Raw genomic sequence first — 15,809 nt, 5'->3', positions numbered from 1 at the left:
TCTTCTTCACCGGACAGGAAAACACCTGATGAAAGCAGCGGACGTTTTCACCACGCTGGATATCGAACTAAAGCCCGATCCGTCCCGCACCGTGATCCGCCCGTTCAGCTTCGACTATCCCGATGGTTTCGCCGACAATCGGCCAGCCCGCATGAAGCAGGTGGCGGATCGCCTGCTCGCGCTGAGCCCGGCGATGCGCAAGCGGATGCGCATGTTGTTGGCGAAGCCGATGCACGAACGCCATCGCAATGCGGACGAGACGTTCTTGCGCCGGTATGACGAAGTTGCCGCATCGCTCGACCTGCCGACAACGATCGACAGCACTGACCGCCTATTGCTCGGCGCCTATTACAGCCAGGAATATGCCTTCGAATCCGCGGCGCTCTTCAACCCCAGCATCATCCGCGTGCCCGACGCCGATCCCGATGACGATAAACTGCCGTTCCTGCTGTCGCTGCGCGGGATTGGCGAAGGCCATATCTCATCGGTGACGTTTCGCACCGGTACGTGGGACGGCAGCGACCGGATCGAGGTCGCCCCGGCCAGCGAACATGGCATCCCGCCCCGCATCGATCGCGAACATGAGGGGTGGACCCGCCTGCTGTGCAACGACAGCGACGATGTCTCCGAAACCGTGCTCTTTCCCGTGTTGCCCAGCCAGCGGTCAGGCATCGAGGATCTGCGGCTCGTCAATTTCACCGACGATGATGGCGCGCGCAGCGTTATCGGCACTTACACCGCCTATGACGGGATGAACGCGAGGGCGGAACTGCTGCGCGGCGTCGATATGCGGACGGTGGAGATGCGCGCACTTACCGGCCGAATGGCAGCCTATAAGGGCATGGCGCTGTTCCCGCGCCGTATCGATGGCCAGTTCGTCATGCTTGGCCGACAGGACAATGAGAACATCTGGCTGCTGCGGTCCGACACGCTGGAGAATTGGGAGAACGGTGAGCGCATCATGGGTCCCAAATACCCGTGGGAATTCGTCCAGATGGGCAATTGCGGTTCACCGATCGAAATCGACGAAGGCTGGCTGGTATTCACCCACGGCGTCGGGTTGATACGCGGCTACAGCATTGGGGCCTGCCTGCTCGACAAGCAGGATCCGTCGAAGGTGCTGTTCCGGACTGCGTCGCCGCTACTGTTCCCCAGCGCCGAACAGCGCGGCGGCTATGTACCCAACATCACCTACAGCTGCGGCGCGTTGCTGCACGGTCGTCGAATCCTGCTGCCTTATGCGATCGGCGACGAATACAGCGCCTTCGCCATCGGCAATGTCGACGATCTACTGTCCGTGATGGTCCCCGCGTAACCCCGCCGCCGGACGTCCGACGCTTCCTGTCCCGCTGATTAGCCGAACCTCCCTCTCCCCCACGATGGGGGAGAGGGACAATGCGATCAGGCAGCCATGCGGTGCATAGCGCACAGCTTATTGCCGTCGGGATCGCGCAGATAGGCAAGATAGAGGTTGGCAAATCCGCCCTCGCGCACGCCTGGTGCGTCCTCGATCGGGGTGCCGCCATTCTCGGTGCCGGCCTTGTGCCATGCGTTCGCCTGCTCCGGCGATTCCATCGCGAAGCCGATCGTGGCGCCGTTGGCGTGCGTCGCCGGCTCGCCGTCGATCGGCTTGGTGACGAGGAACAGCCCGCCATTGTGCATGTAGATCAGGCGGCCCTTGTCGTCCTGCATCGCGGGCTTGCCACCGACCGCGGCGAACAGCGCGTCATAGAATTTCTTCGAACGATCGATATCGTTCGATCCCACCATCATGTGGCTGAACATTAAAACTCTCCCCTAGAACTCCGGTCCAACGCCGGTACGGACGCCATAGTCCGTGCCGGCGCCATCGTCATCACGCCTCAGTAAACCACCACGCTGCGGATGCTCTCGCCCGCATGCATCAGGTCGAACCCCTTGTTGATCTCCTCCAGCGTCAGCCGGTGAGTGATCATCGGATCGATCTCGATCAGCCCGTTCATGTACCAGTCGACGATCTTGGGGACATCGGTCCGCCCGCGTGCACCGCCAAAGGCCGTTCCCTTCCAGACACGGCCCGTGACCAGCTGGAACGGACGCGTCGCGATCTCCTTCCCGGCCTCGGCGACCCCGATGATGATCGACTCACCCCAGCCGCGATGCGCCGCCTCCAACGCCTGGCGCATGACCACCGTGTTGCCGGTGCAATCGAAGGTGTAGTCTCCGCCCCCATCGGTCATCGCGATCAGATGCTGGACGACATCGCCAACATCCTTCGGGTTCACGAAGTCGGTCATGCCGAACTTGCGGCCCCATTCCTCGCGGTCCGGGTTGATATCGACACCAACGATACGCGCGGCACCGGCGAACTTGGCGCCCTGAATCACGTTCAGACCGATGCCACCAAGGCCGAACACGATAACGGTCGCGCCGGGCTCAACCTTCGCGGTATTCACGACCGCGCCCACGCCGGTGGTGACGCCGCAGCCAATGTAGCAGCTGGTGTCGAACGGCGCGTCGGGGCGAATCTTCGCGACCGCGATTTCGGGCAAGACGGTAAAGTTCGAGAAGGTCGAGCAGCCCATGTAATGGAAGATCTGCTGGCCCTTGTAGCTGAAGCGGCTGGTGCCATCCGGCATCAGGCCCTTGCCCTGCGTCGCCCGGATCGCGGTGCACAGGTTGGTTTTCTGGCTGAGGCACGACTTACATTGGCGGCATTCCGGGGTGTAGAGCGGGATGACGTGATCGTCGGGAGCGACGCTGGTGACGCCGGGGCCGACCTCACGCACGATGCCGCAGCCCTCATGGCCGAGGATCGAGGGGAAGATGCCCTCGCTGTCGAGGCCGTCCAGCGTGTAGGCATCGGTGTGGCAGATGCCGGTGGCCATGATCTCGACCAGCACTTCGCCAACCTTTGGCCCTTCGAGATCGAGCTCGACGATCTCCAGCGGTTTCTTCGCCTCGAACGCGACGGCGGCACGGGTCTTCATGGAGCGCTCCTTTGCTGATGCGCGGCCTTTAGAGAAAACGCCCGCGCATCGTCACCCCGCGTCAGCCCTAATCCGGGCGCCGTGTCAGGCCAGCGCGGCCCGCAGAATCGCGCGTGTGCCGCGATGGGCGGAATCATACTCCACCGTTGTCTGCAGGCTCTGCGCCATGGCGCGGATCAGCTTCGTGCCGACGCCCGTTCCGCCAGGCGAAATGCCGCCAGTCATGCCCACGCCATCATCTTCGACCGCGAGCAGGAACACGTCGTCGCCGTCGCGGTGCAATGCCACGCGCACTTCGCCGCTACCGCTGGGATAGGCATATTTGCAGGCGTTGCTGACAAGTTCGGTAACGATGACGCCAAGCGATACGGCCCGATCCGTGGGCAGCAGGATGGGATCGGCCACCAGACGAAGGGCCCGCGGCTGCTCGACCGTCGACCAGGTCAGCGCCAGTTCGTCGACCAGGGCGCCGAGATACTCGCGCATGTCGACATGTTCGACATCGCCGCCGGTGTACAAACGACGGTGGACCTGAGCGATCGCGCTGATCCGACGCTGCGTATCCTCCAGCGCCGCGCGGGCGCCCGGATCCGTGAGCGCGCCGGCCTGCAATCGCACCATAGCGGATACAAGCTGGAGAGAATTGGCCACGCGATGATTGACCTCGGCCAGCAGTGCCTCGAGCCGGCGGTTCGACAGGCGCAGCTCCTCCTCGGCATCAGCCTTCTGCCGTTCCAGCTGCGCGCGTGCCACCACTGCCTTGAACGAAGCGTCGAGCAGGTCGAAGAAATCGTCGCCAACCGATTTGACGACATATTCCGACGCGCCCGCGCGCAGCGCCGCGACGGCCACCCGCTGTTCTTCGGAACCGGTCACATAGACGACGCTGGGCGGATCCGGCAGCTCGCGCAGGCGCGCCAGCGTCTCCAGCCCGTCGATACCCGGCATATAGTGATCAACGGCGACCAGATTGAACTTCTGCTCGGCGGCCAGCTGCACACCGAGTTCACCGCCGTCCGCGGTCGTGACGTCCCATCCACGTCGCGCGAGGGCACGCGACGCCAACCGGCGTATGCCCTCGTCATCGTCGATGTAGAGAATCCGGTTCATCAGTCCGCGACGTCAGGGACCTGGATCACCGACAGGAACAGGCCGAGCTGACGGATCGCCTGGGCGAAGCTCTCATAGTTCACCGGCTTGGTGATGTAGACGTTCGCGCCCAGATCATAGCAGCGCTGGATCTCGCGGCTGTCGTCGGTGGTGGTCAGCACAACGACCGGCGTCCGCTTTACGGGGCCGTCCGACCCCTTGATCTTCGCCAGGATGTCCGTGCCGCTCATGTCAGGCAGGTTGAGATCGAGCAGCACCAGCGCCGGCCCGTTCAGCATCGGCCCCTCGGGCGAGTTAAACAGATAATCGAGCGCCGAGGTGCCATCGAGGAAATGCTTGATGTCGTTCAGGATGCCCGCGCGACGAATGTTCTTCTCGATCAGTCGGGCATGACCTTCGTCGTCCTCGATCATCACGATGCTGACGGATTGATGTGCGTTCATGACTTTTCCTGCAATGTCAGCGTCGATGGAAGCGATACGCGGAAGGTTGCGCCTTCGCCAAGCGCAGACCGCAATGTGATGGTGCCGCCCATGCGATACGCCAGTGCGCGAACGTGTGCCAGACCGATGCCCTCTCCGGGCTGATCCTGTGCGCCCGACCGGCGAAACAGATCGAAGACGCGCTCATGGTCGCGCGGGTCGATGCCCCGGCCGTTGTCGGCCACTTCGATCCAGATCCTGTCGCCAACCGTCCCGCCGCTCACGTCGACTTCAATGGGGCGATCGGGGCTGCGATACTTCACCGCGTTCTCGATAAGGTTGGACAGGATCTGCTCCACCGCGACGCGGTCGGAAACGATGCGGGGCAGCGTGCCGCGAACGTTCAGCGTTGCGCCGGTCTCGTCCAGCTTGTGCGCCATCGAATCGCGAATGCCGTCGACGAGACGGTTCAAGTCTAGCGGCTCGGGCGCCAGCACGCGGCGCCCCTGACGAGACAAGGCCAGAATCGCATTGATCAGGCGATCCATCTTCTGCGTCGATGTCCGGATGAAGCTGATCGATTCCGGAAGGTCTTCACGCGCGGCGAGTTGCGCCTCCTGCGTCAACAACTCCGGCGCTTCGGCTTCGATACGCTCGATCTGCTCGCGCAGCGCAGCGGTCGCCGATTCCAGCTCGGCCGTGAAGCCCATGACGTTGACCAGCGGCGAGCGAAGGTCGTGGCTGACAATATATGCGAAACGCTGAATCTCGTCATTGGCCCGCGAAAGATCCGCGGTGCGATCGACGACGATCGCTTCCAGGCTTTCGTTGAGCTGCTGAAGCTGTTCGCGCGATTGCGTCAGATCGGTCGTGTACCGCACGACGACCAGCAGCGATGCGATGGCGACCGCGAGCAACAGCAATCCGGCGATCGTCAGCACCGAATAGAACAGGTTGATACCCCGTTCCTGTTGCCGATCACGATCCGCCAGCAGCGCCCGCTCCTCCTGCGACATGACGTCGAACAGGTCGCGGATCTCGCGGAGACGCGCGGCGCTCATCTCTTCGCGGAACTCCGTCGCGGCCTGTGCAACCTCGCCATTGGCGACGAGCTCAACCGATCGCGCACGCAGATCGAGAAGCTGCGACAGCTCGCTCTCCAGCTTGCGGATGTTCGCCTGCTGCTTGGGATTGTCGTACGTCAGCTGCCGAAGGCGCTTCGCCGAGCGCGGCAAGGCAGCGGCCGCCTCGCGATAGGCCTGCAAAAAGCCCGCTGTCTCGGGGGCGAGGATGAAGCCGCGCCGCGTTGTTTCGCCTTGCTCGATCAATCGCCGCATATCGGCAATCGCAAGCTCGACCTCATAAGTGTGCGAGACAGCGGCGCTATGGCGCGAGAACTCGCGCGTCATCCACGCAGCAGCAATGCCGGCAACGATCAGAGCAACGAAGCCCACCGCCATGAAAGCGATGAGCACGCGTCCGATCCGCCCTTCGCCAACGGCGAGGCCTTGCTCCTTTTCCGCCGCCATCTGCAGAGCGTCTACGGGCGCACCGCACGGAACGCCAGAGGCACTGTCCTGTCATGCATCAAAGAAGCAGGTCCTGCGCGCTCATCCGGCCGACAAGTCCCCCGCCCCGGCGCCGGGCCAGTTCGGTTTCGGCGGTGAAGCGGACATCCGGGTCACGATCGCCGAGGAACTTGATAAGACTTTCGTCCTCGACCTCGTTCCAGGGTTTCCCTCGATCGGCGCCAAAGCGCACGCGGGGCAGCAGCGCCGGAATGCTCGACCATTCGATCAGTTGCGCGACACTGGCTTCGTTCAGCTGATCACGCAGATGGTGCGCGGTGACATAGGCGTCGGGGAAGGCGCGGTGCGCGGGAAGACCGCGCTCATGATCCAGCCCCTCGGGCTTGCGCCAATAGCGGAGCACCTGATTGGAAAAGCTGGGGCTGTCCGGCCACAGCCGCAGCGCGCATTTCCAGGTGCAGATCCACTGTGCGCCATGAGTCATGGCGGATGTGCAGAATTGCTGTTCGAAATCGGCGCGATGGGCCGCCAGCGCGACCCGCCGGGGATAGGGATCCAGCACGGCCCGCGCGACGTCATGCCACCAGGGCGCATCGGCGACGTCTTCGTCGCGAATGTGGTGGATCGCCTGGGTGATCGGCGGCATCGATCGGCCCGGATTGACCAGCCGGCTCCCGCCCTCTCCATAAAGCTCCCAGCGCCCGTCGGCGCCCAGGGCGACATCCTGCCACCCGATCTCACAGACGCCATGAGTCGGAGGGGCGTTACCGGTGGTCTCTAGATCGACGACACGGATGATACTGGGTTGCTGACGCATGGCCCCCATGTGGAGATTGCAGATGGCGCTGTCATCACCCGCGATGTCACCGCGCTTACACGCCCACGGTTATGCGCGGGAAACCCCGCTTTGCGCCAGCTGCTCGTCGATCGCCGCGACCAGGCGGGCAAGCGCCTCTTCGTCCCGCGCTTCCGCCCGTGCGGTCAGCATGGCCTGGGTATTGGAAGCGCGAAGGAGCCACCATCCATCGGACGTGGTCACCCGCGCACCGTCGGTCCGGTCGACCTGTGCGCCGCTCGCCGCCAGCCGCGCCAGAACCTCCTCCACCACGGTTTCCCGGCGGTCCTCGTCCACCGCGAAGCGCATCTCGGGCGTGGCGACCGACTGCGGCAGTGCGTCGCGCATGTCACTCAGCGCGCACCCGCTTTCGGCGACGGCCCGGATCAACGCCACCGCGGCGTAAAGCGCATCGTCGTGGCCGCCCAGTTCGCCGAAGAAGATGTGACCGCTCATCTCTCCCGCAAGCGGCGCGCCAACCTCGTGCATCATCGTCTTGATGTTGCTGTGGCCGCTCTTCCACATCACCGGTCGACCGCCGAGTTGCGCGATCCGGTCGAACAGGGTGGCGCTGGCTTTTACGTCGGCGACGATCGCCGCGCCGGGGATAGTCCGCAGCGTCGATTCGGCCAGGATCGACAGCAATTGATCGCCTGCGATTGTCCGCCCCTGCCCGTCGACAACTCCGATGCGATCGCCGTCGCCATCAAAGGCAACGCCAAAGTCCAGCTGCTCCGCCTCCACCAACGATCGCAGGGCCGCCAGATTGGCGTCCTCCGTCGGATCGGGATGGTGATTCGGGAAGTGGCCGTCCACCGTCGTGAAAAGCAGGTGATGCTCGCCGGGCAGTTGGGCGGTCAGTTGCTCGATCGCCGGACCGGCTGCACCATTGCCAGCGTCCCAACCGATACGAAATGCCGGCAAATCACGGGCGCTCGCCAGCAAAAGACCGACATATTCGTCCAGCACGTCGGCCTTGCGCACCGTTCCGGCACCGCTGGCCAATTCACCTTCTTCCGAAAGGACCGCCAAGGCTTCGATCTGACGACCGAAAAAGGGGCGGTTGCGAAGCACCATCTTGAAGCCATTGTCGTCGGCGGGGTTATGGCTTCCCGTCACCTGGATGCCGCCGTCGACGGAGCCGTGCCGCTCGGCATGGTAAAGCATCGGCGATGGGCCGATCCCGATGCGGACGACGTGAATGCCGGCCTGCATCAGCCCTTCGATCAACGCTTCCTCGAGGGTTGGCGAGGATAGCCGGCCGTCGCGCCCGACAACGATATGGCTGCCGCCCGCCCCATGGACGATCGTTCCAAAAGCGCGGCCGACCGCGGCCGCATCCGCCGCGCCGAGATTTCGGCCGAAGGTGCCCCGGATGTCATATTCTCGAAGGATCGTTGGGCAGAGGCGATGATTCATCGCGGCAGCCTAGGGATGAGCCGGTCGAACCGCCATCCGGGACAAGGGCTGTCGCCCTGCAAATCCGTCACATTGCGGCACGACGTTTCCTGATCGTGCCGGACGCTCGTCGCCCGCCGCCGCAACGGGGCGCGCCTCCCGCAGGAAGGTAGGTCCGGCGCTTGGTCACGCGCCGGACGATACCGTTACCGGCCGGTCTGCTTCTGTGCCGCCGGGTCGACCGACGGGGCACCGCTGGCCGGCGTGCCAGTGTTGGCGATGTCGCCCGTTTCGCCGCGCACGTCCGTCGCCACCGCATCAACGGCGTTGGCAGCATCGGGTGCTGCGCCACCAGCGCCCTCGACGGCATTGCCGCCGTCGGTCGCGGGAGCAGCGTCGGCAGCAGGTGCGGCCGGCAGCGGCAGGTTCGAGCCCTGCTGGTTCATGTAGAGGATCAGATTGGCGCGATCCTGCGGATTGGACAGGCCGGCAAAGGTCATCTTGGTACCCGGTGCGAACTTACGCGGGCTGGTGAGCCACGCGTTCATCTTGTCGAAATCCCAGTTGCCGCCGACCTTCTTCAGCGCGTCGGTGAAGGCGAAGCCGGCGCGGCCATGCGCAACCGGATCGCCCATGATGGCATAAAGGTTCGGCCCGATGCCGTTCGCGCCACCCTGGTTGATGGTGTGGCAGGCAGCGCACTTCTTGAAAACGTCGCCGCCCTTCGCCGCGTCCGCGCTGGCGAGCAGGGTCGCGATCGGAACCTCGGCTGCGCCGCCGCCACCAGCCTCCTCGGCTGCTTCGATCGGGTAGCCCTGCTTCTCCACTTCGCCCGAATGGAAGATCATGCCACCGGCGATCGACAGCCCCAGCGCGGCGCCACAGGCAGCAAGAACCCAGCCTGCAATCGTGTTGGTGCGATCATCCATTGTCTAAGGTCACCCCTCCAAAGTCGTGCGTCCATAGAAAAGCCCTCGGCAGACGGCAAGCGCTTGAGACGAACAAGATCGTCGCTTAGCGGTCAGAACGATGGAAAACTTCGCAGCGCCCGCCCGTCCGATTGTCGCCCGCATGATCGCGGCGGCCGCGAATGCGCCTGAGCGGACGGTCGCTTTTCAGGGCGCGCCCGGCGCCAACAGCCATGTCGCGGTGCGAGAAGCACTCCCCGACGCGCTTCCGCTCCCCTGCTTTTCCTTCGAGGATGCGATCGACGCGGTGAAGCGCGGAATTGCCGATCGCGCGATGATCCCGATCGAAAATTCGCTCCATGGGCGCGTCGCGGACATTCACTTTCTGCTGCCCGAATCCGGGCTGGTCATCACAGGCGAGCACTTCCTGCCGATTCGCCATGCGCTGATGGGCGTGGGCGGGCGGGCCGACGTTCGGGAGGCGATGAGCCATCCGCAGGCGCTGGGCCAGTGCCGTCACTGGCTGAAGGCGCACGACATTCGGCCAATCGCTTACCCCGATACGGCCGGGGCGGCCGCCGAGGTGGCCGAACGCAACGTTCCCTCGATCGCCGCCCTCGCCCCGCCCGCGGCGGCGGACATCTACGGGCTCAATCTGCTCGCCACCGACATTGCCGACGCTGATCACAACATGACCCGCTTCGTCGTGCTCGCGCGCGGCGACAAGCCGCCGGTCGGGGATGGTCCGTGGATGACCACCTTCATCTTCGAGGTGAAGAACGTGCCTGCCGCCCTGTACAAGGCGCTGGGCGGATTTGCGACCAACGGCGTCAACATGACGAAGCTGGAAAGCTACCAACGCGGCGGCACCTTTGCGGCGTCGGATTTCTACGCCGATGTCGAAGGAAAGCCAGGCGACGTGAATTTCGACCGGGCGCTCGAGGAACTGGGCTTCCACACCAAATGGGTGCGCGTCCTTGGCACCTATCGGCGGGCCAGAAAGCGCGGCTGACCGGCACGCAAGCGCGCCTCTGCATCCGCTTGCGTCCTGTCGCGCCTATCGTATCAGCAGTGACAAGGTTTGTTGGGGGATGATGATGCGGAAGATGTTGCTGGCCGGTGTGGCCTTCACCCTCGCGGCCAGCGCCGCCGCGCAGATGCCGGCGCCGCCCCGTGCCGCGAAAAAGCCGTATCAGGTCACATCGCCCAACGGCGCGCGCACCGACGAATATTACTGGTTGCGCGACGACACCCGGAAAAACCCGGAGATGCTCGCCTATCTCCAGGCGGAGAATGGCTACACTGACGCCGCGCTCGCCGCGCTGAAGCCGTTGCAGGACAGGCTGTACCAGGAGACGGTCAGCCACATCAAACAGGACGATACCAGCGTCCCCTATCGCAAGAACGGCTATTGGTATCAGACGCGCTTCGAAACGGGCGCCAACTATCCGATCGTCGAACGCCGCAAGGGCGAGAAGACCGCGCCGGCAGAGATCATGTTCGATCAACCCGCCATGGCGAAGGGCCACAACTTCTTCGCGCTCAGCGATTGGCAGGTCAGCCCCGACAACCGCCTGGTCGCTTATGCCGAGGATACCGTTGGCCGCCGCCAGTACACGCTGAAGGTGAAAGACCTTTCGACCGGCCGGCTGCTGACCGATACGATCACCAACGTTGAACCCAACATCATCTGGGCCGACGACAATCGGACGATCCTCTACATCGCCAAGGAGCCGACAACGCTCCGCGGCTACAAGGTGATGGCGCATGTCCTCGGAACGCCGGTGGCGCAGGACAAGCTGCTCTACGAGGAGAAAGACGACACCTTCCAGATGGGTATCGGCCGCACCACGGACGACCGGTTCATCTGCGTCTTCACCCAATCGACCGTCAGCGACGAGCAGCGCTGCGCTCCCGCTGCGACCGCACCCACCGCATTCCAGACGCTGGCGCCGCGCAAGCGCGAACTGCGCTATACCGCGGATCACATGGATGGCCGCTGGATCATCCGAACGAACCTGCGCCACAAGAACTATACGCTGATGTCCGTGGCCGACGACGCGATCGCCAGCGGCACCGCCACGTGGAAAGACGTGACGCCGGCGAGCGACACGGTCTTCATCGAGAATTTCAAGCCGTTTGCGGGCTTCATCGCGATCGACCAGCGCGAAGGCGGCAATCGCATCATTCGCCTGCTCGACAGTGCGGGCAAGTCGCTGCCCGTGAAGGCGGACGAGCCCGCCTATCGCATGGCGCTGGACGTCAATGAGGAGCCGGACACGCCGTGGGTGCGCTACACCTACGGTTCGCTCGTCACGCCCACCACGACCTATGAGGTGAACGCCAAGACCGGTGAGCGCCGCGTGCTGAAGGTCGCGCCGGTACCCGGCTACGATCCCGCCAATTACGTCACCGAACGCGTCTGGGCGACCGCGCGAGACGGTACGAAGATCCCGGTCAGCGTGGTGTACAAGAAGGGCGTGAAGCGCGACGGCACGGCGCCGCTCTTCCAATATGCCTATGGCAGCTACGGCAGTTCAACCGATCCCGCGGTGGACCCGGGTCGTATCGGCATGCTCGATCGCGGCGTCGTTTATGCCATCGCGCACATCCGGGGCGGGCAGGAGATGGGCCGCCAATGGTATGATGACGGCCATTTGCTCAACAAAAAGAACAGCTTCACCGACTTCATCGACGTGACGCGCCACCTCGTCGCGCAGAAATATGCCGCCAAGGGCCGTGTCGCCGCGATGGGCGGTTCTGCGGGCGGGCTGCTGATGGGCGGCGTCGCGAACATGGCGCCGGAGGATTACAAGGTGATCGTCGCTCAGGTGCCGTTCGTCGATGTGGTGACGACGATGCTGGATGCTTCGATCCCGCTCACCACGTTCGAATATGACGAATGGGGCAACCCGGCGCAGAAGCAATATTACGACTATATGCTGAGCTATTCGCCCTACGATCAGGTGGCGGCGAAGGCATATCCGTCGATGTATGTCGGTACCGGGCTGTGGGACAGCCAGGTACAATATTACGAGCCAGCCAAATGGGTTGCGCGCCTGCGTGACAAGAAGACCGACAGCAATCCACTGCTGTTCCGGGTCAATATGGAGGCGGGGCACGGCGGCAAATCGGGGCGTTTCGAGCGGTATCGCCAGAACGCAGAATGGGGCGCCTTCGTTCTCCAGCAGCTCGGCGCGGCCGACTGAAAACGGGGGCGCCGGTCGGCCTCGTCAGGAGGTCGGTCGGCTGCCCCTCGGCCGCACCAATGATACGAGCGGCCTGCCTCCGGATGCTTTCGGCCTCTTGCCGAAAGGGCGACGCTGACCGGCGCCAACATGTCCGTGACCCCGACGCTGCGCCGGGGTCACCACGATCATCTCACCCCTCTGCCGCCCAGCGCGTCAGCAAGGTATGCGCGATGGCATAGCTGGGCGGGGCCACGAACGGGCCGTCGCCAGCGAGCGCGGCGCGCACCTCGTCGCGGGTGAACCACCCCGCGGTTTCCAGCTCATTGTCATCCAAGGTGATCGCATCGTCCTCGGCAATGCCGACACAGGCGATCATCAGCTGCGAGGGGAAGGGCCAGGGCTGGCTGGCGACATAGCGCACACCCGATACGCGCACGCCGGCCTCCTCCTGAATCTCGCGCGCGACCGCTTCCTCGATTGCCTCGCCTGGCTCCAGGAAGCCGGCCAGCGCCGAATAGCGGCCGGCGGGCCAGCTCGGCTGGCGGCCGAGCAGCGCGCGGCCATCATGTTCGGCGATCATGATGACCACCGGATCGACGCGCGGAAAATGCTCCGTCCCGCAACTGCCGCACTTGCGGCCCCAGCCGGCGCGAAAGGAATCGGTCAGCGTGCCGCAATTGGCGCAGAAGCGGTGCCGGGCATTCCAATCGAGCACCGAGCGCGCCATGGCGTAGGTCGCAGCCTCACCCGCCTCCAACTGATCGAGCGCGCGGAACAGCGCGGGCGAGCGGAGCGGCGGGGCCGGTACGCCCTCCGGCGCGGCGGCGAAGCGTGGCCGCCCCTCATCAAAACCGAGCAGCACGATATGGGCATCGTCCGGCGCCTCGGTCACCATCGTCCAGCTCAGCCGGCCGTCCTCGGTGATCTCCGGATCATAGCCGTCGAGTTTCAGCAGCCGTGCGCGCCAATCGCCCATCGCGGCGGAAAATGCCTCGGCATCGTTGCGGTGATCGGCGACGCGCGAGAGGGTGCCGCCGGTAAAGCCAGGCGCGCTCATCGAGCCATCAGCCGCTGCACGTCGCTGGCCAGCGCCGGGGGGATGCTTTGCCGCAGTCCCCACTTCTCGGCCGGAAAATATTGCACCATCACCGTTCCCCGCATCTTCTTCACCGGATCGACCCAGGCGATCGTTCCGGCCGCGCCGCCCCAGCCGAACGTGCCCTTGGACGGCGTGCCGCCGGGCGCATCGCTGAGGTAAACCGAGCCGCCGGCGCCGAAACCCATCTTCGCCGACATGGCGCCGCCGGTCCCGCCGCCGAGCCCCTCGAAGAGGACGCCCTGTGGCAGCAGGTTCGACATGGCGAGCGCCGCCGTCTCGGGCTTCATCACCTGCTTCCCGTCCAGCGAGCCGCCGTTCGCGAGCATGTGGAGGAAGCGATCATAATCGCGCGCCGACGACACCAGGCCAGCGCCGCCATACGGGAAGCTGGGCGGGTTAAGATACACCGAGCCGACGCCCGGATCGATCGGGGTGCGGTTATCGCCGACAAAGGCATAATTGGTCGCGAGACGGCCAACCTCGCTGGCCGGCACCGACCAATAGGTCGATTTCATGGCCAGCGGATCCAGCAGGCGGGTCTGGACGAAGCGGTCGAACGGCATGCCGCTCGCCTTCTCGATCACCGCGCCCATGACATCGAGGCCGATCGAATAGCTCCACTTGGTGCCCGGCTCCGCAATCAGCGGGACCGAGGCCACACGGTTGGCGAACTCGGCAAGATTGGTCGGGCGCGCGGCGCGGGCGCGGCCCTCCAGCTGGCGGTTCACCTGCCCCGGGAGGATGCCGAGCCGCTCATATTCCTTCAGCAACGGCCCCTTGGCCGAGATGTTGTACGCGAGCCCCGCGGTGTGGGTGAGCAAGTGACGGATCAGGATCGGGTTCTTCGCCGGCACGCTGTCGAGCGAGGTGTCGGGATTGGTGAGCACCCGCATGTTGGCGAAGGCAGGGAAATATTTGCTGACCGGATCATCGAGGTTGAGCTTCCCATCCTCGACCAGCAGCATCGCGGCGATGCCGGTGATGGGCTTCGTCATCGAGTAGATCCGCCACAGACTGTCGGGGCCGGCGGTGCCGGCGTTGGCGCCGTCGGCTATCCGCCCAGCGGCGACGAACTCGGGCGGGCGATCACCGATACCGAACGCGGCGACGATGCCTGGCATCTTGTTTGTCTGAACCAGATTGTCGAACAGCGCCTGCGTTGCCGGGAGGCGGGCATTGCCCGCCGGCTTGATCGCAGGTGCGGGTTGCGGCGCCAACTGCGCCTGTCGCGCGATGCTGGTACCCGCGATCACCGCCGTCGCGGCAACTGCCGCAGTGAGCCACCTTATGTGCATCCCATCCTCCCCATCGCTGCCGCCGCCTTGGCGAATATCGTCGGAAGACCAGCCGCATCGAGATCATCGACCGGCCACCACTCTCCCGCATCCACCGCTGAATGCGCGTCCCAACGCCCGCGGGCAAGCGACAGTTCAAGCGTGAAATGGGTGAATCCGTGGGTCACGCGATCGTTGAGCATGACCCAATCGCAGCCTTGCGGCGCGCCCGCCAGACCGGGCGGCGCATCGCACCACTCACCGGTCGGAAGCGCGCGCATCCCGCCGAGCAGGCCACGCGGCGGACGGCGGACGAGCAGCACTTCGCGCAGCGCGGCGCCGTCGGGCGCCCCCGTCGCGATAGGCGCGGCGTCGCGTTCCAGCCAGAAGATCGTGCCGAAGCGGACCGGCCGGGCCTTCTTCGCCGGCTTGACCGGATAGGCTTCCTCGACCCCGGCGGCATGCGCGGCGCATGCGTCCTGCAGCGGGCACAACAGGCATTTGGGCCGTTTCGGCGAACAGATGGCGGATCCCAGATCCATCATCGCCTGGGCAAAATCGCCGGCGCGTGCCGGCGGCGTGATCGTCTCAGCGGCCACCCGCACCGCTTTCTTGTCCGCGGCACGGAACAGGCGAGCGACCACTCGCTCGACATTGGCGTCGATCACCACCGCGCGCCGCCCGAAGGCGATCGCCGCCACCGCCGCAGCGGTATAATCGCCCAGGCCCGGCAGCGCGCGAAGCCCCGCCTCGTCATCGGGCAAGCAGCCGCCATGATCGGTGACGATCGCTCTTGCCGCGCGCACCAGATTGCGGGCCCGGGCATAATAGCCAAGCCCGGCCCAGGCAGCCATCACCGCCGCCTCGTCGGCCGCAGCAAGGCTTTGCACATCGGGCCAGCGCGCCACCCAGGCCTCGAAGCGCGGCCGCACCGTCGCCACGGTCGTCTGCTGGAGCATGATCTCCGACAGCCACACGCGATAGGGGTCCGGCCGCTCACCCGGCAGGGCACGCCACGGCAGGGTGCGGCGGTGCCGATCGTACCAGCTCAGCAATTTGTCGGCGATCGAGCGC

Annotated in this window: 14 protein-coding genes; 3 read left to right on the top strand and 11 right to left on the bottom strand. The window is 65.0% G+C overall.

The window, feature by feature from the left end:
- Positions 1–28 precede the first annotated feature (28 nt).
- The gene (locus K0S66_RS09365) at positions 29–1,315 is read left to right on the top strand and encodes a glycoside hydrolase family 130 protein (RefSeq protein ID WP_301075078.1); all 1,287 of its coding nucleotides are present in this window, start codon (positions 29–31) and stop codon (positions 1,313–1,315) included.
- An 86-nt stretch (positions 1,316–1,401) separates the two neighbouring features.
- Here the strand turns inward: K0S66_RS09365 and K0S66_RS09360 are convergent, their stop codons facing one another.
- From K0S66_RS09360 to K0S66_RS09325, 8 genes are all read right to left on the bottom strand, one after another.
- Positions 1,402–1,785, bottom strand: a complete 384-nt coding sequence (locus tag K0S66_RS09360) for a VOC family protein (RefSeq protein ID WP_301075077.1) — start codon at positions 1,783–1,785, stop codon at positions 1,402–1,404.
- Between the two features lie 77 nt (positions 1,786–1,862).
- A complete protein-coding gene (locus K0S66_RS09355; protein WP_301075076.1) occupies positions 1,863–2,969 on the bottom strand; it encodes an S-(hydroxymethyl)glutathione dehydrogenase/class III alcohol dehydrogenase in 1,107 nt (368 codons plus the stop codon).
- An 84-nt stretch (positions 2,970–3,053) separates the two neighbouring features.
- Complete coding sequence (locus K0S66_RS09350) at positions 3,054–4,079, bottom strand: histidine kinase dimerization/phosphoacceptor domain -containing protein (protein WP_301075075.1); 1,026 nt, start codon at positions 4,077–4,079, stop codon at positions 3,054–3,056.
- A complete protein-coding gene (locus tag K0S66_RS09345) occupies positions 4,079–4,522 on the bottom strand; it encodes a response regulator (protein WP_125946616.1) in 444 nt (147 codons plus the stop codon). The genes K0S66_RS09350 and K0S66_RS09345 overlap by 1 nt, the downstream gene beginning before the upstream one ends.
- Entirely contained in the window at positions 4,519–6,030 is a 1,512-nt protein-coding gene (locus K0S66_RS09340) for a sensor histidine kinase (protein ID WP_301075074.1), read from the bottom strand. Before K0S66_RS09340 ends, K0S66_RS09345 begins: the two co-directional genes overlap by 4 nt.
- Positions 6,031–6,088: 58 nt before the next feature.
- A complete protein-coding gene (locus tag K0S66_RS09335; RefSeq protein WP_301075073.1) occupies positions 6,089–6,847 on the bottom strand; it encodes a 3'-5' exonuclease in 759 nt (252 codons plus the stop codon).
- Positions 6,848–6,916: 69 nt separating this feature from the next.
- Entirely contained in the window at positions 6,917–8,284 is a 1,368-nt protein-coding gene (gene pgmG, locus K0S66_RS09330; protein WP_301075072.1) for a phosphoglucomutase/phosphomannomutase PgmG, read from the bottom strand.
- A 185-nt stretch (positions 8,285–8,469) separates the two neighbouring features.
- The gene (locus tag K0S66_RS09325; RefSeq protein ID WP_301075071.1) at positions 8,470–9,192 is read right to left on the bottom strand and encodes a cytochrome c family protein; all 723 of its coding nucleotides are present in this window, start codon (positions 9,190–9,192) and stop codon (positions 8,470–8,472) included.
- 100 nt (positions 9,193–9,292) lie between these two features.
- Here K0S66_RS09325 and K0S66_RS09320 point away from each other — a divergent pair, with 100 nt between their 5' ends.
- The gene (locus tag K0S66_RS09320; RefSeq protein ID WP_301075070.1) at positions 9,293–10,183 is read left to right on the top strand and encodes a prephenate dehydratase; all 891 of its coding nucleotides are present in this window, start codon (positions 9,293–9,295) and stop codon (positions 10,181–10,183) included.
- Between the two features lie 85 nt (positions 10,184–10,268).
- Positions 10,269–12,380, top strand: coding sequence for a S9 family peptidase (locus tag K0S66_RS09315; protein ID WP_301075069.1), 2,112 nt, complete (start codon positions 10,269–10,271; stop codon positions 12,378–12,380).
- A 172-nt stretch (positions 12,381–12,552) separates the two neighbouring features.
- Here the strand turns inward: K0S66_RS09315 and nudC are convergent, their stop codons facing one another.
- From nudC to K0S66_RS09300, 3 genes are read right to left on the bottom strand one after another with little or no spacing between them, the layout of a single operon-like run.
- Positions 12,553–13,419, bottom strand: a complete 867-nt coding sequence (nudC, locus tag K0S66_RS09310) for an NAD(+) diphosphatase (RefSeq protein ID WP_301075068.1) — start codon at positions 13,417–13,419, stop codon at positions 12,553–12,555.
- Positions 13,416–14,756: a serine hydrolase domain-containing protein gene (locus K0S66_RS09305; RefSeq protein ID WP_301075067.1), complete on the bottom strand. Its 1,341-nt coding sequence runs from the start codon at positions 14,754–14,756 to the stop codon at positions 13,416–13,418. Before K0S66_RS09305 ends, nudC begins: the two co-directional genes overlap by 4 nt.
- Positions 14,747–15,790 (bottom strand): A/G-specific adenine glycosylase, encoded by a 1,044-nt coding sequence (locus K0S66_RS09300; RefSeq protein ID WP_301075113.1) that lies wholly within the window; start codon positions 15,788–15,790, stop codon positions 14,747–14,749. Before K0S66_RS09300 ends, K0S66_RS09305 begins: the two co-directional genes overlap by 10 nt.
- Between the last annotated feature and the right edge of the window lie 19 nt (positions 15,791–15,809).

This window comes from Sphingomonas sp., assembly GCF_029239295.1.
Lineage (GTDB): Bacteria > Pseudomonadota > Alphaproteobacteria > Sphingomonadales > Sphingomonadaceae > Sphingomonas.
This window is presented reverse-complemented; position numbering and strand designations above follow the sequence as displayed.

Excerpts from the sequence above, each read along its gene's own strand:
- K0S66_RS09350 (WP_301075075.1), bottom strand. The coding sequence starts at position 4,079 with ATGAACCGGATTCTCTACATCGACGATGACGAGGGCATACGCCGGTTG.
- K0S66_RS09355 (WP_301075076.1), bottom strand. The coding sequence starts at position 2,969 with ATGAAGACCCGTGCCGCCGTCGCGTTCGAGGCGAAGAAACCGCTGGAG.
- K0S66_RS09335 (WP_301075073.1), bottom strand. The coding sequence starts at position 6,847 with ATGCGTCAGCAACCCAGTATCATCCGTGTCGTCGATCTAGAGACCACC.
- K0S66_RS09325 (WP_301075071.1), bottom strand. The coding sequence starts at position 9,192 with ATGGATGATCGCACCAACACGATTGCAGGCTGGGTTCTTGCTGCCTGT.
- K0S66_RS09340 (WP_301075074.1), bottom strand. The coding sequence starts at position 6,030 with ATGGCGGCGGAAAAGGAGCAAGGCCTCGCCGTTGGCGAAGGGCGGATC.
- K0S66_RS09360 (WP_301075077.1), bottom strand. The coding sequence starts at position 1,785 with ATGTTCAGCCACATGATGGTGGGATCGAACGATATCGATCGTTCGAAG.
- K0S66_RS09345 (WP_125946616.1), bottom strand. The coding sequence starts at position 4,522 with ATGAACGCACATCAATCCGTCAGCATCGTGATGATCGAGGACGACGAA.
- pgmG (WP_301075072.1), bottom strand. The coding sequence starts at position 8,284 with ATGAATCATCGCCTCTGCCCAACGATCCTTCGAGAATATGACATCCGG.
- K0S66_RS09365 (WP_301075078.1), top strand. The coding sequence starts at position 29 with ATGAAAGCAGCGGACGTTTTCACCACGCTGGATATCGAACTAAAGCCC.
- nudC (WP_301075068.1), bottom strand. The coding sequence starts at position 13,419 with ATGAGCGCGCCTGGCTTTACCGGCGGCACCCTCTCGCGCGTCGCCGAT.
- K0S66_RS09320 (WP_301075070.1), top strand. The coding sequence starts at position 9,293 with ATGGAAAACTTCGCAGCGCCCGCCCGTCCGATTGTCGCCCGCATGATC.
- K0S66_RS09305 (WP_301075067.1), bottom strand. The coding sequence starts at position 14,756 with ATGCACATAAGGTGGCTCACTGCGGCAGTTGCCGCGACGGCGGTGATC.
- K0S66_RS09315 (WP_301075069.1), top strand. The coding sequence starts at position 10,269 with ATGCGGAAGATGTTGCTGGCCGGTGTGGCCTTCACCCTCGCGGCCAGC.